General features: G+C 52.4%; 14 protein-coding genes. 10 read left to right on the top strand and 4 right to left on the bottom strand.

The annotated features are described in order from the left end of the window. Positions 1-107: 107 nt before the first annotated feature. Positions 108-719 (bottom strand): bifunctional nicotinamidase/pyrazinamidase, encoded by a 612-nt coding sequence (gene pncA, locus B036_RS0123525; protein ID WP_020571202.1) that lies wholly within the window; start codon positions 717-719, stop codon positions 108-110. Between the two features lie 264 nt (positions 720-983). Beyond that, on the bottom strand, positions 984-2,828 hold the full coding sequence (locus B036_RS0123530; RefSeq protein WP_020571203.1) for a sodium:solute symporter: 1,845 nt from the start codon (positions 2,826-2,828) through the stop codon (positions 984-986). A 128-nt stretch (positions 2,829-2,956) separates the two neighbouring features. Here B036_RS0123530 and B036_RS30770 point away from each other — a divergent pair, with 128 nt between their 5' ends. From B036_RS30770 to B036_RS0123545, 3 genes are read left to right on the top strand one after another with little or no spacing between them, the layout of a single operon-like run. After that, positions 2,957-4,021: an SMP-30/gluconolactonase/LRE family protein gene (locus B036_RS30770; RefSeq protein ID WP_020571204.1), complete on the top strand. Its 1,065-nt coding sequence runs from the start codon at positions 2,957-2,959 to the stop codon at positions 4,019-4,021. Between the two features lie 2 nt (positions 4,022-4,023). After that, positions 4,024-4,443 (top strand): UPF0158 family protein, encoded by a 420-nt coding sequence (locus B036_RS32580; protein ID WP_020571205.1) that lies wholly within the window; start codon positions 4,024-4,026, stop codon positions 4,441-4,443. Positions 4,444-4,445: 2 nt separating this feature from the next. Next, positions 4,446-5,351: a hypothetical protein gene (locus B036_RS0123545; protein ID WP_020571206.1), complete on the top strand. Its 906-nt coding sequence runs from the start codon at positions 4,446-4,448 to the stop codon at positions 5,349-5,351. Between the two features lie 71 nt (positions 5,352-5,422). On the opposite strand, the gene B036_RS0123550 is transcribed toward B036_RS0123545, so the two are convergent. After that, positions 5,423-6,217 carry an Fpg/Nei family DNA glycosylase gene (locus tag B036_RS0123550; protein WP_020571207.1) on the bottom strand — a complete coding sequence of 265 codons (795 nt, stop codon included), beginning with the start codon at positions 6,215-6,217 and terminating at the stop codon, positions 5,423-5,425. A 488-nt stretch (positions 6,218-6,705) separates the two neighbouring features. Here B036_RS0123550 and B036_RS0123555 point away from each other — a divergent pair, with 488 nt between their 5' ends. Both B036_RS0123555 and B036_RS0123560 read left to right on the top strand, forming a co-directional pair. Then, the gene (locus B036_RS0123555) at positions 6,706-8,628 is read left to right on the top strand and encodes a DUF294 nucleotidyltransferase-like domain-containing protein (RefSeq protein WP_020571208.1); all 1,923 of its coding nucleotides are present in this window, start codon (positions 6,706-6,708) and stop codon (positions 8,626-8,628) included. Further along, positions 8,628-9,350, top strand: a complete 723-nt coding sequence (locus B036_RS0123560; RefSeq protein WP_020571209.1) for a 3'-5' exonuclease — start codon at positions 8,628-8,630, stop codon at positions 9,348-9,350. Before B036_RS0123555 ends, B036_RS0123560 begins: the two co-directional genes overlap by 1 nt. 191 nt (positions 9,351-9,541) lie before the next feature. Here the strand turns inward: B036_RS0123560 and B036_RS0123565 are convergent, their stop codons facing one another. Further along, on the bottom strand, positions 9,542-10,957 hold the full coding sequence (locus tag B036_RS0123565) for a trypsin-like peptidase domain-containing protein (RefSeq protein ID WP_020571210.1): 1,416 nt from the start codon (positions 10,955-10,957) through the stop codon (positions 9,542-9,544). A 160-nt stretch (positions 10,958-11,117) separates the two neighbouring features. Here B036_RS0123565 and B036_RS0123570 point away from each other — a divergent pair, with 160 nt between their 5' ends. From B036_RS0123570 to ppk1, 5 genes are all read left to right on the top strand, one after another. Then, complete coding sequence (locus B036_RS0123570; RefSeq protein WP_020571211.1) at positions 11,118-11,342, top strand: hypothetical protein; 225 nt, start codon at positions 11,118-11,120, stop codon at positions 11,340-11,342. Positions 11,343-11,410: 68 nt separating this feature from the next. After that, on the top strand, positions 11,411-12,196 hold the full coding sequence (gene dapF, locus B036_RS0123575) for a diaminopimelate epimerase (protein ID WP_020571212.1): 786 nt from the start codon (positions 11,411-11,413) through the stop codon (positions 12,194-12,196). 376 nt (positions 12,197-12,572) lie between these two features. Beyond that, on the top strand, positions 12,573-14,102 hold the full coding sequence (locus B036_RS0123580; RefSeq protein WP_020571213.1) for a SulP family inorganic anion transporter: 1,530 nt from the start codon (positions 12,573-12,575) through the stop codon (positions 14,100-14,102). A gap of 435 nt (positions 14,103-14,537) precedes the next feature. Next, positions 14,538-15,446 carry a DUF72 domain-containing protein gene (locus B036_RS0123585; RefSeq protein WP_020571214.1) on the top strand — a complete coding sequence of 303 codons (909 nt, stop codon included), beginning with the start codon at positions 14,538-14,540 and terminating at the stop codon, positions 15,444-15,446. Between the two features lie 159 nt (positions 15,447-15,605). After that, complete coding sequence (gene ppk1 / locus B036_RS0123590) at positions 15,606-17,642, top strand: polyphosphate kinase 1 (RefSeq protein WP_020571215.1); 2,037 nt, start codon at positions 15,606-15,608, stop codon at positions 17,640-17,642. Positions 17,643-17,736: the final 94 nt, after the last annotated feature.

Raw genomic sequence — 17,736 nt, forward strand, 5'->3', positions numbered from 1 at the left:
AGAACTTAATGCCTCTTAGTGCCTTAATGGTTATACTTTATAGCCTGGTACTTAGTGTAGAACTTAATGCCTCTTAGTGCCTTAATGGTTATACTCCCCCCCCTCCACTAAACCAATATCTCCGCCCCCGCCTCCCGCATCTCCGCCACCGCCCTTTCCACATCTCCTGCTTCCAGTTCCACACCGCGCGTAGCCTCCCGGATCAGTGTAGTTCTGAACCCTTCCTTCAAAGCATCCAAGACGGTGAATTTTACGCAAAAATCAGCGGCAAGACCAAGCACGTGAACCTCTTCAATGCCTCGCGCTCTAAGCCACTCCGCCATACCGGTACTTTTGCGATGACCATTATCAAAAAAGCCACTATAGCTGTCAATTTCAGGATCAGTCCCTTTCTGGAAAACCCTGGTGATCCGGTCAGTATCAAGCTCTGCTACGAATTCGGCGCCCCACGTCTCCTGGACGCAGTGAATGGGCCAAAGTACCTGTGGCAATCCGTGCAAGTCAATCACTTGCCCCGGCTTCCGCCAGGGATGGTTAGCGGCAAAGCTTCCGTGATTGGCAGGGTGCCAGTCTTGTGTCGCCACTACGGTGTGGTAGGCCGGCATTAAGGCATTCGCTATCGGGACGACCTGGTCCCCTTCCGCTACCGGCAGCATGCCCATAGGCATAAAGTCCACCTGAAGATCAACTAGAATGAGGGCTACATTTTGTGCATGCATGGAGGCTTTGCTTTATTGTTAAGCAAAGATAAGGTGTTTCCCTTGCTTCTCAAACCCTTTCTTGCACCTGCGGCCGCGCCCTTAAGTGAAGGAGAGAATGGCTGCCGCACGTACCATTCGCGGCGCTACGCTTGCTCACCCTAATTAATTGGAGTAATCTCAAAGCACGCATTAGGCTCTAATCGGATATCGCCGATCAAACGAGCGCAGTGAGCTTCCTCCTGCGGTAGCCATTCTCTCCCTCCTCAATTCTCTCATTCACCTTTACCAGAACCACCCCACCAGTAAGAACGTAAGGATCAGCAAAATCACGGACTGGTACCGATAATTGAGGTACCACGGAAGGCCAACCAGTTCGGCGGTATCAGCCTCGATGATGCTTCTGCTCCAGGTGTAATTGGCCACCTGTTCTTCTGTTGGTGGAGTAGTGTACAGACTGACAACAAAGTTGACGAGGCCACAAAAGAGGAACAGATAGAAGGTCCGGTGCAGGAAGTGCATCTGGGTAAACCAGTTCTCTACTCCTTTAGTGTCCAGTACCAGGAAAAGGACGCTGATCGCGGCACCGACCATCAGGCTGGTGAATGCTCCCGTACCCGTGGCCCGCTTCCAGAAAAGTCCAAGAATGAAGGCTGCCGCCACCGGCGGCGCAATAAAGCTTAGGACCAGCTGGAGGTATTCCCACAGTGAACTAAAGCGTTCGATTTGCGGTGCCCACAAACAAGCGAGTACCACCAGAATGAGGGTGGAAATCTGCCCAATACGTACCAACTGTTTGCTGGTCAGGTCCGGCTTTAGTTTTGCGGCAAAGTCCATCGTGATGAGGGTGGACGCGGAGTTGAAAGTAGCGGAGACGGAGGACATCATGGCCGCCAGTAATCCAGCAAGCACCAGACCGAGAATACCGTTGGGTAGCATCTGGAAGAGGAGCACCGGATAGGTAGCGTTGGGGCAATCGGCCAGGTTTTGACAAAAGCCACCTTCGGGAAGTTGATAGTTGATATCGGCAATATTAAAGCCATCGGGCATGCCACCCTGTTGTTGCATGTAGATAATGGCTGCGGTACCGGGAAGGACCATAATGAACAACACGGGCAGCTTTAGCAAACCGGCGAAGAGGGCACCCCAGCGGCCGTGGTTCAGGTCTTTGGCACCAAGCACCCGCTGTACCATGAACTGGTTGTTGGCCCAGAAGTAGAAGCCAAGGATGGGGGCACCGAATAAGAGACCGGTCCAGGGCATGAATCCGTCGCCACCGGTTCCGAGGAAGAATTCACTCCAGGTTTGCCCGGTGGGACGAACCAGGGACAGGACTTCATCGGCGCTTCCGGGCTGGTAAACAGCCGTTTCATACACTCTTTCTGCCAGCGGAATATCTGAAAGAGCGGTACCCAATGGATAGCCAGAAGCCGCCACATCAACCTGATTGACATTGGGCAGAGTACCGGCGGCACCCATTTCGTTCAAACCTGCGATCATCGCGTCCCATCCTCCGATCTCTGCGAAGGTGAAGTAGGTGATCAAACAACTACCAATGACCAGCAGAATCGCCTGGATGACTTCCGTCTGAATCACGGAGTTTAGTCCGCCGGGTACGGTATAAGCCGCCGCAGCAAGGGCCAGGATCGATACAATCGCTACGGTAGACAGGTCGGGGAAAAGCAGCTTGAGGATTACCGTGCCAACGTAAAGGCCAGCTGCAGTGTCGAGCATTACGTTGCCGACAATGGTGATAAAGCTGAAGTAATACCGTGAGCGGGCATCGTACCGCCGTTCCAGGAACTCCGGCATGGTGTACACCTTGGATTTGAGGTAGAACGGTAGGAAAAAGATAGCGAAGAAGACCAGAACTACCGCCGCTAACCACTCATAGTTAAAGACCTGAGTATTAGTTTTATAGGCGTCTCCGGCAAGGCCCACCAGCGTAGAGCTGGAAATGTTGGCCGCAAATAAGGAGATGCCGACAATCGGCCAGGTCATGTTCCTGCCTGCCAGGAAATATTCTTCGGAGCTTTTGGCTTTGGCGCTGTAAAGGCCATACCCAACGATGAATACGGCATATACCGCCATCACGATCAAGTCGATCGTTTCTAAATTAAATGTTCCCATAATCGAGCTTCAAGAAAAGATAAAACAAAACAACCGGAAGGGTGAAATTCCGGTACATACATCATACTACTGGCGTAATGTTACGGATTTTCGGGTTAAGGCTGAAAGAAATCCCCTAATTTGCCGCCATGAACAGATTTTTCCTCCTCTCACTGGTCTTTTGCCTGTTATCCTGCGGACAGCCCACACCTTCTGACCCTACGCCACCGGACGCTCAAGGTTCAGTTGAAGTTGCTGATGAACAGGCTGAAGTCGTTCAGGACCTTCCACTCAGTTTAGGCGTGGAATACCTCGTTGAGGTGCCCGCCAAAGCACTGTTGGGGGAGGAGCCAAACTTTGAGGTGTTACATAAGGGAATGGAATGGGCGGAAGGGCCTTTGGTCCTGCCTGATGGCCGCGTGCTTTGTTCCGATGTTCCCCGAAACCACGTTCTCGTCCACGATAAAGGCTACACGGAGGTCTACCTGGATAATTCTGGCTCCGCCCCTAATGATTATTCCAGCGAACCGGGGAGTAATGGGCTTCACCTTGACCAAAACAACAAACTGGTGCTCTGCCAGCATGGTGCCCGAAGGGTAGTCCGGATGGAGGCACCGCTTGATGCACCAGTTGGTCCGTTTACGGTGCTGGCGGATAATTACCGGGGTAAGCGTTTCAACAGCCCCAACGATCTGGTCATCGCTAAAGACGGCAGCATTCTGTTTACGGACCCCATCTATGGACTTCCGGGCCGGGAAAAGAGTCCGCTAAAAGAACTGGATTATTGCGGCGTTTTCCGCATTGACCCATCGGGAACCGTACATCTTTTGAGTAAACAATATTTGCGGCCCAACGGTATTGGTCTCAGCCCGGACAACAAAACCCTTTATGTTGCGGATTCGGACCGTTCGCGCCTTACGTTAACGGCAACACCCATTTTGGATGATACCTTTGCATTGGGTAAACCTGTTTACCTGATTAAAGCGGCTGATCTGGCCGGAAAAGTAAAGGGGTCGACCGATGGCTTGGCCGTTGGCAAAAACGGACGCATATTTGCGACGGCTCCGGGAGGAGTGTGGATTTTGGAACCCGATGGCGAGGTCATCGCCAAAATCACCACCGGCCTTCCCGTAGCAAATGTCGAGCTTGCTCCTGATGAAGACTGGCTTTACATGACAAGTGATTACTACCTGATACGTATAAAACTGAGTTAAAAATGGCCCAATTAAGCGAAGCCGAAATCAATGAAGCTGCCACCGCCATTCGCCGTGGTATGGAGGTTTATGTTCACCGTGAGCACGGAAGAATGCTCATCGCCGACGATCCGGAGAGGAATGTTCGGGCAGACCCGGAAGTTTTTGAAGCCATAATGCAGGATGTTTCCACTGATCCCGACGCCTACATCCATATTGAGCGTATGCCAGCCGCCGATGCGCTACTGGTCATGAAAGACTTTACGGACCGCGTCCGCAATCAGGAATTGTGGCAAGCGCTTACGTATGCGCTCAAGCGCCCGCGCCCATTTCAAACCTTTAAGGGAGAACTGACCAAGTTTCCCAAGAACTACGACAAATGGCGGGAGTACCGCCAGTTGCGCTATCGTGGTTACGTCACCAAGGCGCTAACGCCAGAGTAGGTTTGAGCATTCGTTTTCTTGCAAAGAAAGAAATTGACCTACTCCGGTGGGACGCTTGCGTGGCGGCTGACCCATCCTGCCTGCCCTACGCCCTGAGTTGGTGGCTCGATGCTGCAACTGAAGGGAATTGGGATGGGGTGGTGCTGGATGATTACCGGGTGGTTATGCCCCTGCCAAAAGGTAAGTATTTTGGGCGGTACACGCAGGTGCAAAGACCGTCCTTTACGCAGCAATGTGGCCCCTTCGGCCAGCTGCAACCCGGTGAAGTAAATCAGCTGCTGAAAAATCTTCCCAGCCGCTATCTTTCGTTTAAGCTTCCCTTTACTGATCGGGTGATCCGGGAAGAGGTCCCTACTGGTTTTTCCAGCCGGGAAAGAACCAACTACGTGCTTGATCTAAGTCCTGAATTTACGGCGCTTCACCAAGGTTTTCATAAGGTGCTCCGCCGGAAATTACGACGAAATGGCCCCGCTATCCTGAGCCCCGCTGTGCCGGAGGACATCATCTCACTTTACCGCCAGAGCGCCGGCCAAAAGGCCGGCCTTAAGCCCAAACATTACCGTAAGATTGCCGCCATCATCGGGGCTGCGCAAATAAACGACGCTGCCATCTGTTGCCGGCTTGATGACGATGAAAACGGTTTTCTCGCCGCCGGCTTTTTTCCCTTTTACCGCGGTCGGCTCATCAATACTTTCGCTGCCTCCACCCCCGTCGGTTACGCCAAAGAAGGAATGGCACGTATGATCGTGGAATTGATCAAGACCCACGGTGGCCCAGGAAACCTGCTGGATTTCGAAGGTTCGGATATTCCCGGCGTCGCCGAGTTTTTCCGCAGTTTCGGGCCGGTGGAGCGGAATTACCTGGCGGTGGAGAAGCAAGGGGTGGGGGCGTGGATTGGAAAGGTATAGTGAATGGGTGAATAGCTACCGCACTGCAGTGCTCGCAGCGCTCGTTTGGGTTGGGGTATTCACTCATTCAATTATTCTCCCATTCTCTGCCTCCCCTCCACAAAATAAGTAGTCCGTCCGGCCACCTTTATGACCTTAACTTCCCCACCGGTTTCCGGATCGACGCCACCTTCCTTACGCCAGGTATGCCAAAACCACTCTTCGGGGTAATCCCGGTAATAAGGCGCATTTTCGGTGGCGTAGGTCATCATTTCTATAATCTTTCGGTACACGGCCTGGAGTTGCTCCTGGTCTAAATGGTTAACCCGCGTTGCGGGGTGAAGACGCAATCGGTAGCAGAGATCGTCCACGTAGAGGTTGCCGAGACCAGCTACGATCTTTTGGTTCAGTAGTATGCCTTTGAGCGTAGTTTTGCGGCCGGCCAAGGCGTTTAAAAAGTAATCTTCTTCCAGGTCCAGGGCGTCGGGACCAAGGCCGACCTCCCTGATGTAGGCTTCCCGGTCTTCGAGGTAGAGAATACGGGCAAACTTTCGGGAGTCGTCGAAGCCAAGGGTGTTGCCGTCACTGAAATGGAAAGCGAAGCGTTCGAAGCGTCCACGTTCTTCCGGTTCCTGATAGAGGTTCAGGTCGCCGTTCATGCCGAAGTGGAGGAGGACATCGTGGTCATTGTCCAACTGGGCAAACAGGTATTTGCCCCGACGTATGGAACCGGTGATGGTCCGCCCGGTCAGGGCATCGGCGAACGTTGGACCGTTCATGTTTCGGATGATCTTATCGTCGTGTACGGTCATGGCGGCAATGCGCTGTCCGATAGCGGCGGCATCGAAATAATGCTTAAAGTTGTGGACCTCGGGTAATTCTGGCATGCGAGTAAGGGATAAAGGGAAGGAAAGGGGAGACGTGAGTCAGCGACTCTGGTAGTGCAACCATAATTTTGAGGGAGGGTTCAGAAGATTTTGGACGAGGTAGCCTGCGGCAACGATCGGAAGCGGTGACCTCCGGCTGCGCGGAGAAAAGGAAGCGGCGAAGAAGCGCAGGGGGAAAGGAAGCCCCGCACTGGCACCACAACGGGCTCCTTTTGCTACTTAACCCTCCCTTTGCACCTGCGGCCGCGCCCAAAAAGCGAAGAAGAGAATGGTGGATGAAGGAATAGAGCCCGCTGTCACTACTTATCCCGCTGCGCTTGTTTACCAAGATGAGTGAGCGCTGCGACGCTATCGGGATGCGCGGCGGCCATACTTTCCTACTATAATTCACTCATTCAAGCTTGATGGCGACCAAAAATTGTTTAGGCTTGCTTATTTTGCCGTAGCGCCCTAAGGGCTTCCATCGTGATAAACTAAATAATTTACGTTTGCCCAACCAGGTTACCCGCCGTATCTATGATTTCCTGAAGGAAGTTCCTCCCTTCACCTACGTCGACGACAAAGAGGCGTTGATGCGGGTGGCCGGTAAAGCTGAGGTCGTTTATCTTCCGATAGGTACGGTGGTGTTTAGCCCCGATGAGCGCCCACCCGAACGTTTCTATGTGGTAAAGGAGGGGGCCATTGAATTGCTGAATGTTGTTGGCGAAGCAGAACAACTCGTAGAACGCTGCGGGGAAGGAGACGTTTTTGGTATCCGCCCACTGCTGGCAGAGGACAATTACCGCCTGCTCGCCCGGGCGGCCGAGGAAAGCCTGCTCTATGCCATTAATACAAAAGGTTTCAGAGAATTGCTCGGAGACTATCCCGGTTTGACCCAGTACCTGGCCACCAGTATGGCGTCAGCTAACCGATCCGCTGCGACACCGCCTAAGGTACCCGTGGTTACCGCACCCCTGGTTCTCGGAATGTCCGAACTCCAGGCGGTGCACCGCAATCGGGAGCCGGTGATTTGCCCCGGCACCTTCCGCATTGTTGCGGCCGCCAAACTGATGACGGAGCACAACGTTGGTTCCATTGTCGTGACCGATCGTAGTCAGCACCCGGTGGGCATCATTACCGACCGGGATTTAAGGCAAAAGATTGCCACTGGAATAAAGAGTAACCAGGAACTGGTCGGGGCCATTATGGGAAAGCCTGTGGTTTGTATTGGCGAAAATGTGACGGCGGCAGACGCACAGATAGAAATGATGAAACGGGGAATCAATCACCTCGTACAAACTGAAGATGGAACGGACCAAAGTCCGGTGACCGGGGTTATCAGTAAGCACGATCTGCTGGTGCTGCAAGGCAATAACCCGGCAGTGTTGATTCGAGAGATCGGCCGCGCGAAATCAGCGCTGTACCTCAGAGATTTACGTGGAAGAGGGGAGCAATTGTTGGCTTCTTATCTTGAGAAAGAGGTGAGCATTGCCTTTATTACTTCAGTAATGAAGGAGCTAAATGACGAGGTTATCAGGAAGTGCATCAAGCTGGGATTAGCGCGAATGCAGGCTGATGGTAGGGGGAACCCGCCGGCTTTATTCGATTGGCTGGCCCTGGGCAGCCAGGGCAGGGGAGAGCAACTTCTCCGAACTGACCAAGACAATGCACTCATTTTCGAAGACGTCCCGGAAGCCCGCTACAATACCGTAAAAGACTATTTCCTGCAACTGGCCAACTACGTTACTGAATACCTCCAGGTGGTTGGTTTCGATTATTGTCCCGCAGATATGATGGCCAGTAACCCTAAGTGGTGTCTTCCCGTGAGTAAATGGAAGGAACAGTTTAGCCACTGGATGGCCGAGACCACGGCCGAGAATGTACTCAATACCAGTATTTTCTTTGATTTCCGGGGTGTCTGGGGAGACGGTAGCCTGCCCGATAAACTGACGGCACACATCTTTTCGGAACTTACCGGGCCAAGCCGTCGGTTTTTGGGTTCCCTTGCCCAGGCGGCGATCGATAATCCCAGCCCATTAACCTTTTTTCGAAATTTTATGGTGGAGCGTTCCGGCGAACATAAAGACCAATTTGACCTGAAATCACGCGCTATGCGACCGCTCACCGATGCTGCGCGGGTGCTCATGCTGGAAGCTCGTCAGGGAGGAGTAAACAACACCTTCCGCAGGTTTGAAGCGCTGGCAAAGCTTGAACCACAGAACGCCTCCCTCTACCAGGATGCAGCCGAAGCTTACGAGGTGCTGATCAGGTTGCGTGCCACCATCGGCCTGCGTCGGAATGATTCCGGCCGCTTCCTTAAACCAGAAGAGTTGGGTAAAATTCAGCGCCTGTTGCTCCGCAACAGTTTTACCCCGGTAAAAGACATCCAGACCTTATTGGGAATGCGCTTCCAACTCAATTTTCTGCGCTAATGGAAGGACGGGAATGGTTGGAAGAGCTAAAAAAAATGTTGTCGGGTAGAAAGAAGGACTTCATCGACCCTCAATGGCCTGATTGGTACCGTGACTATGCCACTAAATGTATGTCCAACCGGCGAGACGATGACTTGCCAATACAGCAAGCAACCATTGTCGTAATCGACGCAGAAACCACTGGCCTTGACTTGAAAAATGATACATTAATCAGCCTCGGAGGGCTAAAAATTCTCGGCACCACCATTTTCGTGAATGGTCATTTCGAAGGTTATTTACCGACGCCGGAGAAACAAGAAGATAAGGGGGCGGTCGCCATCCACGGCATTTTACCACATTCTTCCCGCTACACTTATGAATTGGAAGAAGAACTCCTGGTTCGCCTGCTGGCCTTCCTTGGCACAGATGCTATCATTGTCGGACACCATATCGGCTTCGACGTAGAGATGATCAACCAGGCGCTGGCGCGCCAGGGAGGCGGACCGCTGAAAAACAGGGTCATCGATACGGGAAAGATCGCGGAGCGACTTCAACCAGCTGGGTATTGGACGCCGAAGGATAAATTCACGCTGGATAGTCTTGCCAGCCGTTACCGTATCCCCCTTTCTGATCGGCATACTGCCTTGGGCGACGCCTACATCACGGCCGTGCTCTGGTTGAAACTTACGGCCAGGTTAAGGGAGAAAATGAGCCGACCGTTGGTTCTGGGGGACTTTGTTTAAGTAGTCCAAAGTGCAATAGCCTGATAACGCGAATCAAGCGCTAAAATAAGTACTTATCTGTTGAAACAGTCGCGTCAGCAATCAATTATTCTCTCCCTCAATTATTAGCTGAATCCCAAGTCAATTGTAAAGTAAAAGACTCACTTTAGCGCTTGATTCGCGTTGATAGTACCACAAAACCAAAAGGCCAACTACTCCACCCGGTAATAATAATCGCCTTCATATCCTTCATAGCTGCCTTTGAAAAGCAGTTCCCCCTCCTTACCAAGCAGAACCATGAATTCCGCCAGGGTTCTGATGGCCTGACCGTTTACTTCCGAGATGACGAAGCCGACGTTCATATTGGTGGCCTCAATGGGGCTGTTACGGAAAATGGACATAACGTAGACACCACTCTTGGGGAACAGAGAAGCTTCCTGTTCCGTCAGGCTACGAACTTCAAAACCGAGTTGGTGCAACAGATCGTCTTCCTGGTGGCTGACCAGGGCCTTGGTCCGGTTGGCTTTATCGCGGAGCAAGGCGGTGGCGGAGCGTTTTCTCCCGTTGCGGATGTAGGAAACGCGGATCTTTTGTCCGGGGCGGTAGCGGCTGAGTTGTTCCTGCATCTCCGGAGCGGAGCTGATGGCAACACCGTTGAGGGCCGTCATCACGTCGCCGACTTCCAGGCCGGCGCGAAGCGCTGCGCCGTTGGGGGTAAGGTTGGTGATGAGGACGCCAGTAGCCGATTTTAATCCCAATCGTTTCGCCTGGGCGTCATTAACTGCCTGGATATAAACACCGAGCCTGGCACGTTTAACTTCGCCGAATTGCTGCAAGTCCTGAAGTACCCGGCTGGCCAGGTTGCCAGGAATGGCAAAGGCGAAGCCCTCATGCCGTCCGCTGTTGGTCAGAATGGCGGTGTTGATGCCCACCAATTCTCCGTTGGTGTTCACCAGGGCACCGCCGGAGTTGCCGGGGTTAACTGCGGCGTCGGATTGAATGAAACTCTCAATGCGGTCGGCAGCTTCCAGCACGTCAATGCTGCGGCCTTTGGCCGAGACGATGCCCGCCGTAACGGTGGAATTCAGACTGAAAGGGTTGCCTACGGCAAGCACCCATTCTCCAACCCGCAGGCTGTCGCTGTTGCCGAAAGTCAGGGTAGGTAGTTTTCCGCTTGGCCGGATGCGCAGCAAGGCCAGGTCAGTACTTTCATCAACGCCGATGACCTCCGCATCAAACTCTCTTTTATCTTCCATCAGCACCCGGATCCGCTCTGCCCCTTCAATCACGTGGTTGTTGGTGGCAATCAGGCCGTCAGCGTCGATGATGACGCCGGAACCCGTAGTGGTGACGAAGGCATTGGGTTCCACCCTGCTGGTCCTTTGCCCAAAGCAACGGATGGATACCACAGCTGGGGTGACGCCTTCGGCGGCAGCGATGAAATTTGTAGGAGAACTGCTGGTAAAAGTTCGTAACCGAAGATCTTCCAAACGTGGGTTGATCATTCCCTCCGCAGCAGCATTTGAGGGCGCGACCGCAGGTACAAGGAAAAGGTAAGTGCCAGCAACGGTAAGAGCAGCAGTTAGCAGGCAGCAAGTTATCAGGATCAGTAAATCGGTCGGCTTCATAGGCAAAGCTGGTTAACGCTGGTGGATAGGGTAGTGTTGCGTAAGTGTTGCCTTCCACGTGAGAAGAGGGGCGGGAGTTGATGATTACTTCACAGAGTTGTCCTTCATGACGTTGACCAGGTTTGGATTTAGCTATCTTTGCCCCTCAAATTATTTGTCCATGGAAGAGAAACGAGACCCCTTCGACGGTGATTATATCGGCAACATCTTTGGTTGGAAGCTGAGCCTCATCGGCCTGGTCGTCATCTGTCTGCTTTGTGCCACAGTCGCTTATCGCCATTATACCATGGACGTACCAATTGGCTTCGATGATCCGTTCGAAGACCAAAAGGATCGCTTCGCTCCTGCTGGAAAGGCTGATAGAGCCAAGGATACACTGCAGTAAAAAGTGGACAGTAAAGTAATTGGGTAATAGACAACCCGACAACTGACAACCCGACAACCCGACAACCTTTGACCCCCTTCCACAAATACCACGGCGCCGGCAACGACTTTATCCTACTCGATGACCGGGAGGGTAAATTACTGCATCAGTTTGACCAGCCCACGATCGCCCGCTGGTGCGACCGGCATTTCGGCATTGGAGCCGACGGGCTGATGTTATTGCGAAACCACCCCGACTATGATTTCGAGATGGTGTACTACAATTCCGACGGCGCGCCAAGCAGTATGTGCGGCAACGGTGGAAGATGCATCGTCCGCTTCGCGGCAGATATGGGCATTGTTAAGGAGGCTTTTCACTTTCTGGCGGTCGATGGCCCGCACCGGGCTAACCTTCTGCCTAATGGATGGGTCTCTCTCGAAATGCTGGACGTTACGGAGGTATCCCGGCCACAACCGGATGTTTTTGTATTGGATACCGGGTCACCGCATTACATCACCTTTCGGGAAGATGTTGCTGGCATTGATGTTTTTCGAGAGGGAAGGTCGCTGAGAAACTCGGCTCCCTACAAAGAAAAAGGCATCAACATCAATTTCGTCTGTGAAGACGAAGATGGCCTCACCATCTTAACCTACGAACGGGGTGTGGAAGATGAAACCCTCGCCTGCGGCACCGGCGTAACCGCTGCTGCAATTGCCGCCATATTTCGAGCCGGTGTAGCCGACGGCTACTTCCATGTCCCGGTGAAAGCTAAAGGCGGTAACCTTGCCGTTCGCGGACAGTTAACTGAGGGCCGGTTTACTAATCTTTGGCTGGAAGGCCCGGCGGTGCGCGTATTTGGGGGAGAGATGGACTGAAAGACATTTAGGTTTAGCGTTTTAAGTCAGTACGACAGTGGAGGAAGCGCTCGTCGGACGAGCGGTCTCCCCAGCTGACCAGAACCGACCTGACAGAACACAGCCTTCAATCCCAATATTGCACCTGCGGCCCCGCCCTGAAAATCTCCAGGGCCTGTAACGCTCATAAATGGTGACCAGCGTGCATAAAGCAAGCTTCCCGCAAAAGTTATCCTACTAACTTAAAGTAGCAACAAAGCCAAATTATAGCCGTACCTTTGCGCCATTTTTAAGCAAAGTCCCTTTTCCAGGGCAGTGCTATCCTGAGCTTTTAGCTGTTTTCAAACCCCATCGACGCCGCTTGTACCGGACGTAGAACCATTTGATTTTTGTCCCAATGAAAAAGTATCTCAACCTTTTCGACTTCAGCCAAGAAGTAAACTACAAAACGGAAATACTTTCCGGGCTTACGGTCGCACTGGCCCTGGTCCCTGAGGCAGTTGCCTTCGCACTCATCGCCGGGCTTGATCCTTTGATCGGGCTCTACGCTGCTTTTGTAATGGGGCTGGTCACTTCCATCTTCGGTGGCCGCCCGGGCATGATCTCCGGTGCTACCGGCGCAGTGGCTGTAGTCATCGCCGCGTTGGCGATTTCCCATGGTCCTGAATACATCTTTGCCTGCGTTATACTTGCGGGACTACTGCAGGTGCTCGCGGGTGTTCTCAAGTTGGGTAAGCTGATGCGGCTGGTGCCGCATCCCGTAGTATTTGGCTTCGTGAACGGATTGGCCATCATCATTTTTATGGCCCAGCTGCCGCAGTTTCAGAATGCCAGCGGTGATTGGCTGACGGGTTCTTCCCTCTACATCATGCTCGGGTTAGTGGGGCTGACGATGCTGATCATGTGGGGGCTACCTAAATTGACCAAGGCTTTTCCTTCCGGCCTGGCAGGGATTTTAGTCGTGTTTGGTCTGGTGTATTTCTTTCAAATTGATACTAAAACGGTAGGCGACATTGCGCCGATTCAGGGAGATTTCCCCTGGCCTAAAATCCCTCAGGTGCCTTTCACCCTGGAAATGCTGCAAATCATCTTCCCCTATGCACTGATCATGGCGGGCGTTGGTTTGATCGAGAGCCTGCTTACGTTGAACATCATTGATGAAATAACCGAAACACGCGGTCGTGGTAATAAGGAAGCAGTAGCCCAGGGTGCTGCTAATATCCTGTCTGGTTTCACTGGCGGTATGGGCGGTTGTGCCATGATCGGGCAGAGCCTGATCAACATCAGTTCCGGTGCTCGTGCCCGTTTATCCGGCATTGTGGCGGCCATCATGTTACTGGTCTTCATCATGTTTGGCGCCGGCCTCATCGAGCAATTACCGATGGCTGCACTTACCGGAATCATGATTATGGTGGCCATTGGCACCTTTGAATGGGCCTCCCTGCGGACCTTCGGTAAAATGCCCAAATGGGACCTTTTCGTACTCGTTTTGGTTACCCTGATCACCGTATTTCTCCACAACCTGGCCCTGGCGGTACTCATCGGGGTCGTCATTGCCGCGCTTGTTTTTGCCTACGAAAACGCCAAGCGTATCCGTGCCCGGAAGCACGTTGATGCCGACGGTGTCAAGCACTACGAAATTTACGGTCCGCTGTTTTTTGGCTCGGTACAGGTCTTCAGCGAGAAGTTTGACCCACTGAATGACCCGGAAGAGATCATCATCGATTTTATGGAAAGCCGGGTAGTCGATATGTCCGCCATTGAAGCACTTAACCGGATTACTGAACGCTATGCAAAATTGGGTAAAAAGGTACATCTCCGCCACCTTTCCCCGGATTGCCGCAAACGCCTAAATAAAGCCGATGAGATTATCGAGGTGAACGTCATTGAAGACCCTACTTATAAAGTTATGGCTGACTTTGAATAGAAAGGAGAAAGGTAAGAAAGGAGTAAAGGCGGATTCAGGCTTTTTTGCTCCTTTCTTTCTTTTGGCGGGGTCGCAGGTGCAGGAGACAGTTTCGGGAGCAAGGGGCTAAAGTTGGTTTTTTTCTTAGGCGTAGTCTCTTTGTTTGGTGATGACTGCGGTTTCATTTACGGAACGGTAACAAATAAAGTTAATATGATGAGCTAGAAGCGAATCATCGTTCTATCTTTGTGAAAGCGTTGCGCTACTCTCTAAATTTTTTCAGGAGAGCTTTTCCGGGAGATTTTTTCCGGTTACTCGTGAACAACATTGAGCCTGAAAGCGCCAGGCACTAACGAGATCTACAGACCAACATAGTACCAACAAGTGGCGTCTCCCGGCAATTTAAACATTGCCGGGAGCCATTGGTTTTGGTGAGTAGCACCAAACTGTTCTGTTATGAAATTCGGGAAAGCTGCCGATTTAAGTAATATAGACTTTTCCTTTCCTTTAGAACCATTAGCTAATAAGGCTCGGATAGATCGTTACGAACTCGGCGAAGGTGACGGCAGGCCCCGGATCTACATCGGTGCTACCGGCTGGAGCATGAAAGAGTGGGTCGGAACCTGGTACCCCGACAAAACTAAGACCGCTGACTACCTGAAGCATTATGGCCGTCAGTTCAACACTATTGAGTTGAATACCACTCATTACCGTATTCCTTCGGTGGAAATGGTACAGAAATGGTATGACAGTGTACCACAAGACTTTCGCTTCTGTCCCAAGGTGCCGCAAACGATCAGCCATACCAACGATTTCAGTTTAGGTGGTGGCCAGCTTCCCGCCTTTGTGGCTAGTCTGGATGCCATGAAGGAAAAGCTAGGTTGTGTCTTTCTGCAGCTACCTCCTTATTTTGACGCCGCCCGGCTTTCTGTCCTGAATCGGTTTCTGGACCGTTGGCCGCGTATGCTGCCGCTGGCGGTGGAAGTACGTCACGAAAGCTGGTTTTCCGATCCCCATGCTACTGAAGCGCTGATGGATGCGCTGGCTGCCCGGCAGGTTGCTGCAGTGATCACGGATGTAGCTGGCCGTCGGGATGTGCTCCACAACTACGTTACTGCCCCCCGCACCATGATCCGCTTCGTCGGAAACGGCCTGTTGCCCACAGATTTTTCCCGCATGGAAGCCTGGGCTGAGAAGCTGAAAGCCTGGAACCTGCCAGAAACTTACTTCTTTCCCCATCAACCAGACAACCTGCTCTCTCCGGACGCATCCGCCTGGTTTGCCCGCCATCTGGAGACTGCGGGATTTGCGGATACCCGGGGCCCTAGCCGGTGGACGGGGCCGGAACAGATGTCGTTGTTTTAGAGGGATGGCGTCAGGTTGTCCGGCTATCTGGTATAATCCACTACCGTTCTTTGCTTCGCTCACCTTACCTTGCGGGCGCAACTCCACCTTTGAATTGAATTGGAGCAGATCGCACCCGACAACTCGATAACCGATAACCCGACAACTCGATACTCGCCCATGAACAACCCGGTAATCATCCGCGACATCAGCTGGCTTTCCTTCAACCACCGCGTTCTGCAGGAAGCCAAAGACGAAAGCCTGCCCTTATTCGAACGGATTAAATTTTTGGCCATCTACAGTTCGAACCTGGACGAATTTTTTCGGGTCCGTATGGCCAACCATCGTAATTTGCTCAGGGTTGGTAAGAAGACTAAAAAAGAGCTGGACATTACGCCAAAACAGACGGTGCGCACGATCCAACGGATTGTGAACCGTCAGCAGGAGGAGTTCAGCAGGATCTTCGAAAAGAAGATCGTTCCGGAGTTAATTAAGCACGGTATAACCCTCAAGCGGCGCCTTGATCTTGACAAAGACGAACGGGCCTGGGTAGAAAGCTATTTTCACGATAAGATGCTCCCCTTTGTACAACCCGTTTTGTTGGTCAAAGATATGGTTCGGCCGTTTTTGAATAATGCACAACTTTACCTCACGATCCTGATGAAGGAGAAAAAGGGCGGTAAAACTGCCTACGCGGTAGTTAAGATTCCCAGTGACCACCTTCCCCGATTCATTGAGTTACCAAGTCCGGAAGGTAAGCATAACATTATCATGCTCGACGACATTGTCCGGCACTCCATTTCCTGGATGTTTCCCGGCTACGATATCGAGGATACCTTCAGCGTAAAGCTTACGCGTGATGCAGAATTGTACATTGATGATGAGTTCAGCGGAGATCTTCTGGAGAAAATAAAAACCAGCCTGAACCGGCGGCACGTTGGCCCCGCCAGCCGCTTCGTTTATGACCGCACGATGCCAACTGACTTGTTGAGCTACCTCAAAGATACCTTTGACCTGGACAGCCTCGACGTACTCGCAGAAGGCCGCTACCACAACAATTCAGAGTTCTTTGGCTTCCCGGATTTTGGGATGAAGCACCTAAAGAACCCCCCTCAACCACCGCTTGCTTATAAGCCTCTGGAAGAGGTGGATGATTTTTGGGGAGCGATCCGTGCCCGGGACCATTTGCTGCACGTCCCTTACCAGAGCTATGAATCTGTCGTTCGCTTCTTCGAAATCGCGGCCGAGGACCCGGCGGTGACCCACATCAAGATTGTGCAGTATCGTGTGGCCCGTAAAAGCCGGATCATGAAGGCCCTGATGGCTGCGGTAAAAGCAGGTAAGCAGGTCCACGTTTTTATTGAAGTTAAGGCGCGTTTTGACGAGGAGGCCAACCTCAATTGGGGCGAAAAGCTGGAGAATGCAGGCGTTCACGTCAACTATAGCTTTCCCGGCGTAAAGGTGCACAGCAAACTGGCCTACGTGCGGCGGATGGAGGAAGGGCAACCCAGAATTTACAACTACCTCGCCACCGGGAACTTCCACGAGGACACGGCAAAAATTTACAGTGATTTCGGCATTTTTACTGCCGATGAACGCGTGACGACTGAAGTTGGGCACGTCTTCAACTTCCTGGAGAATGTAGAAGACCCTCCGGAGGAGTTTAAGCACTTGCTGGTGGGCCAATTCAACCTCAGAGGTGGGCTGGAAAAGCTGATCAAGTTTGAAATAGAAGAAGCCAAAGCCGGCCGACCGGCCGGTATGACACTGAAGATGAACAGTCTGCAGGATCAGCCAATGATCGACCTGTTGTATAAAGCTTCAGACGCTGGCGTGAAAATCAACCTGATCATTCGCGGTATTTGCTGCCTTGTGCCCGGGCGTAAAGGTATCAGTGAGAACATCCACGGCATCAGTATCGTCGATCGGTACCTGGAGCACGCACGGGTCTTTCATTTTCACCACGCTGGCGAGGACAAGCTTTACCTTAGTTCTGCTGACTTCATGACCCGGAACCTCAGCCACCGAATCGAAACCACCTTCCCGGTATACGATGTCGACATAAAAGATAAAATCATCCACTTCCTGGATATTCAGCTAAAGGACAATACGAAGTCCCGGCTGTTATCTGACCAGCAGGGTAATTCCTACGTGAAGAACAAGAAAGAGACTGTGCGAAGTCAGGTGGCTACTTATGAGTGGTTTTTGGAGCGGTAGGGGGGGCTGCGCCGCTGGTTGCAGGGTCGCTACGCTCCCGGTTGCAGGAGTCGCTACGCTCTAGTTGCAGGGTCGCTACGCTCCCGGTTGCAGG

It is taken from the genome of Neolewinella persica DSM 23188 (genome assembly GCF_000373105.1).
Lineage (GTDB): Bacteria > Bacteroidota > Bacteroidia > Chitinophagales > Saprospiraceae > Neolewinella > Neolewinella persica.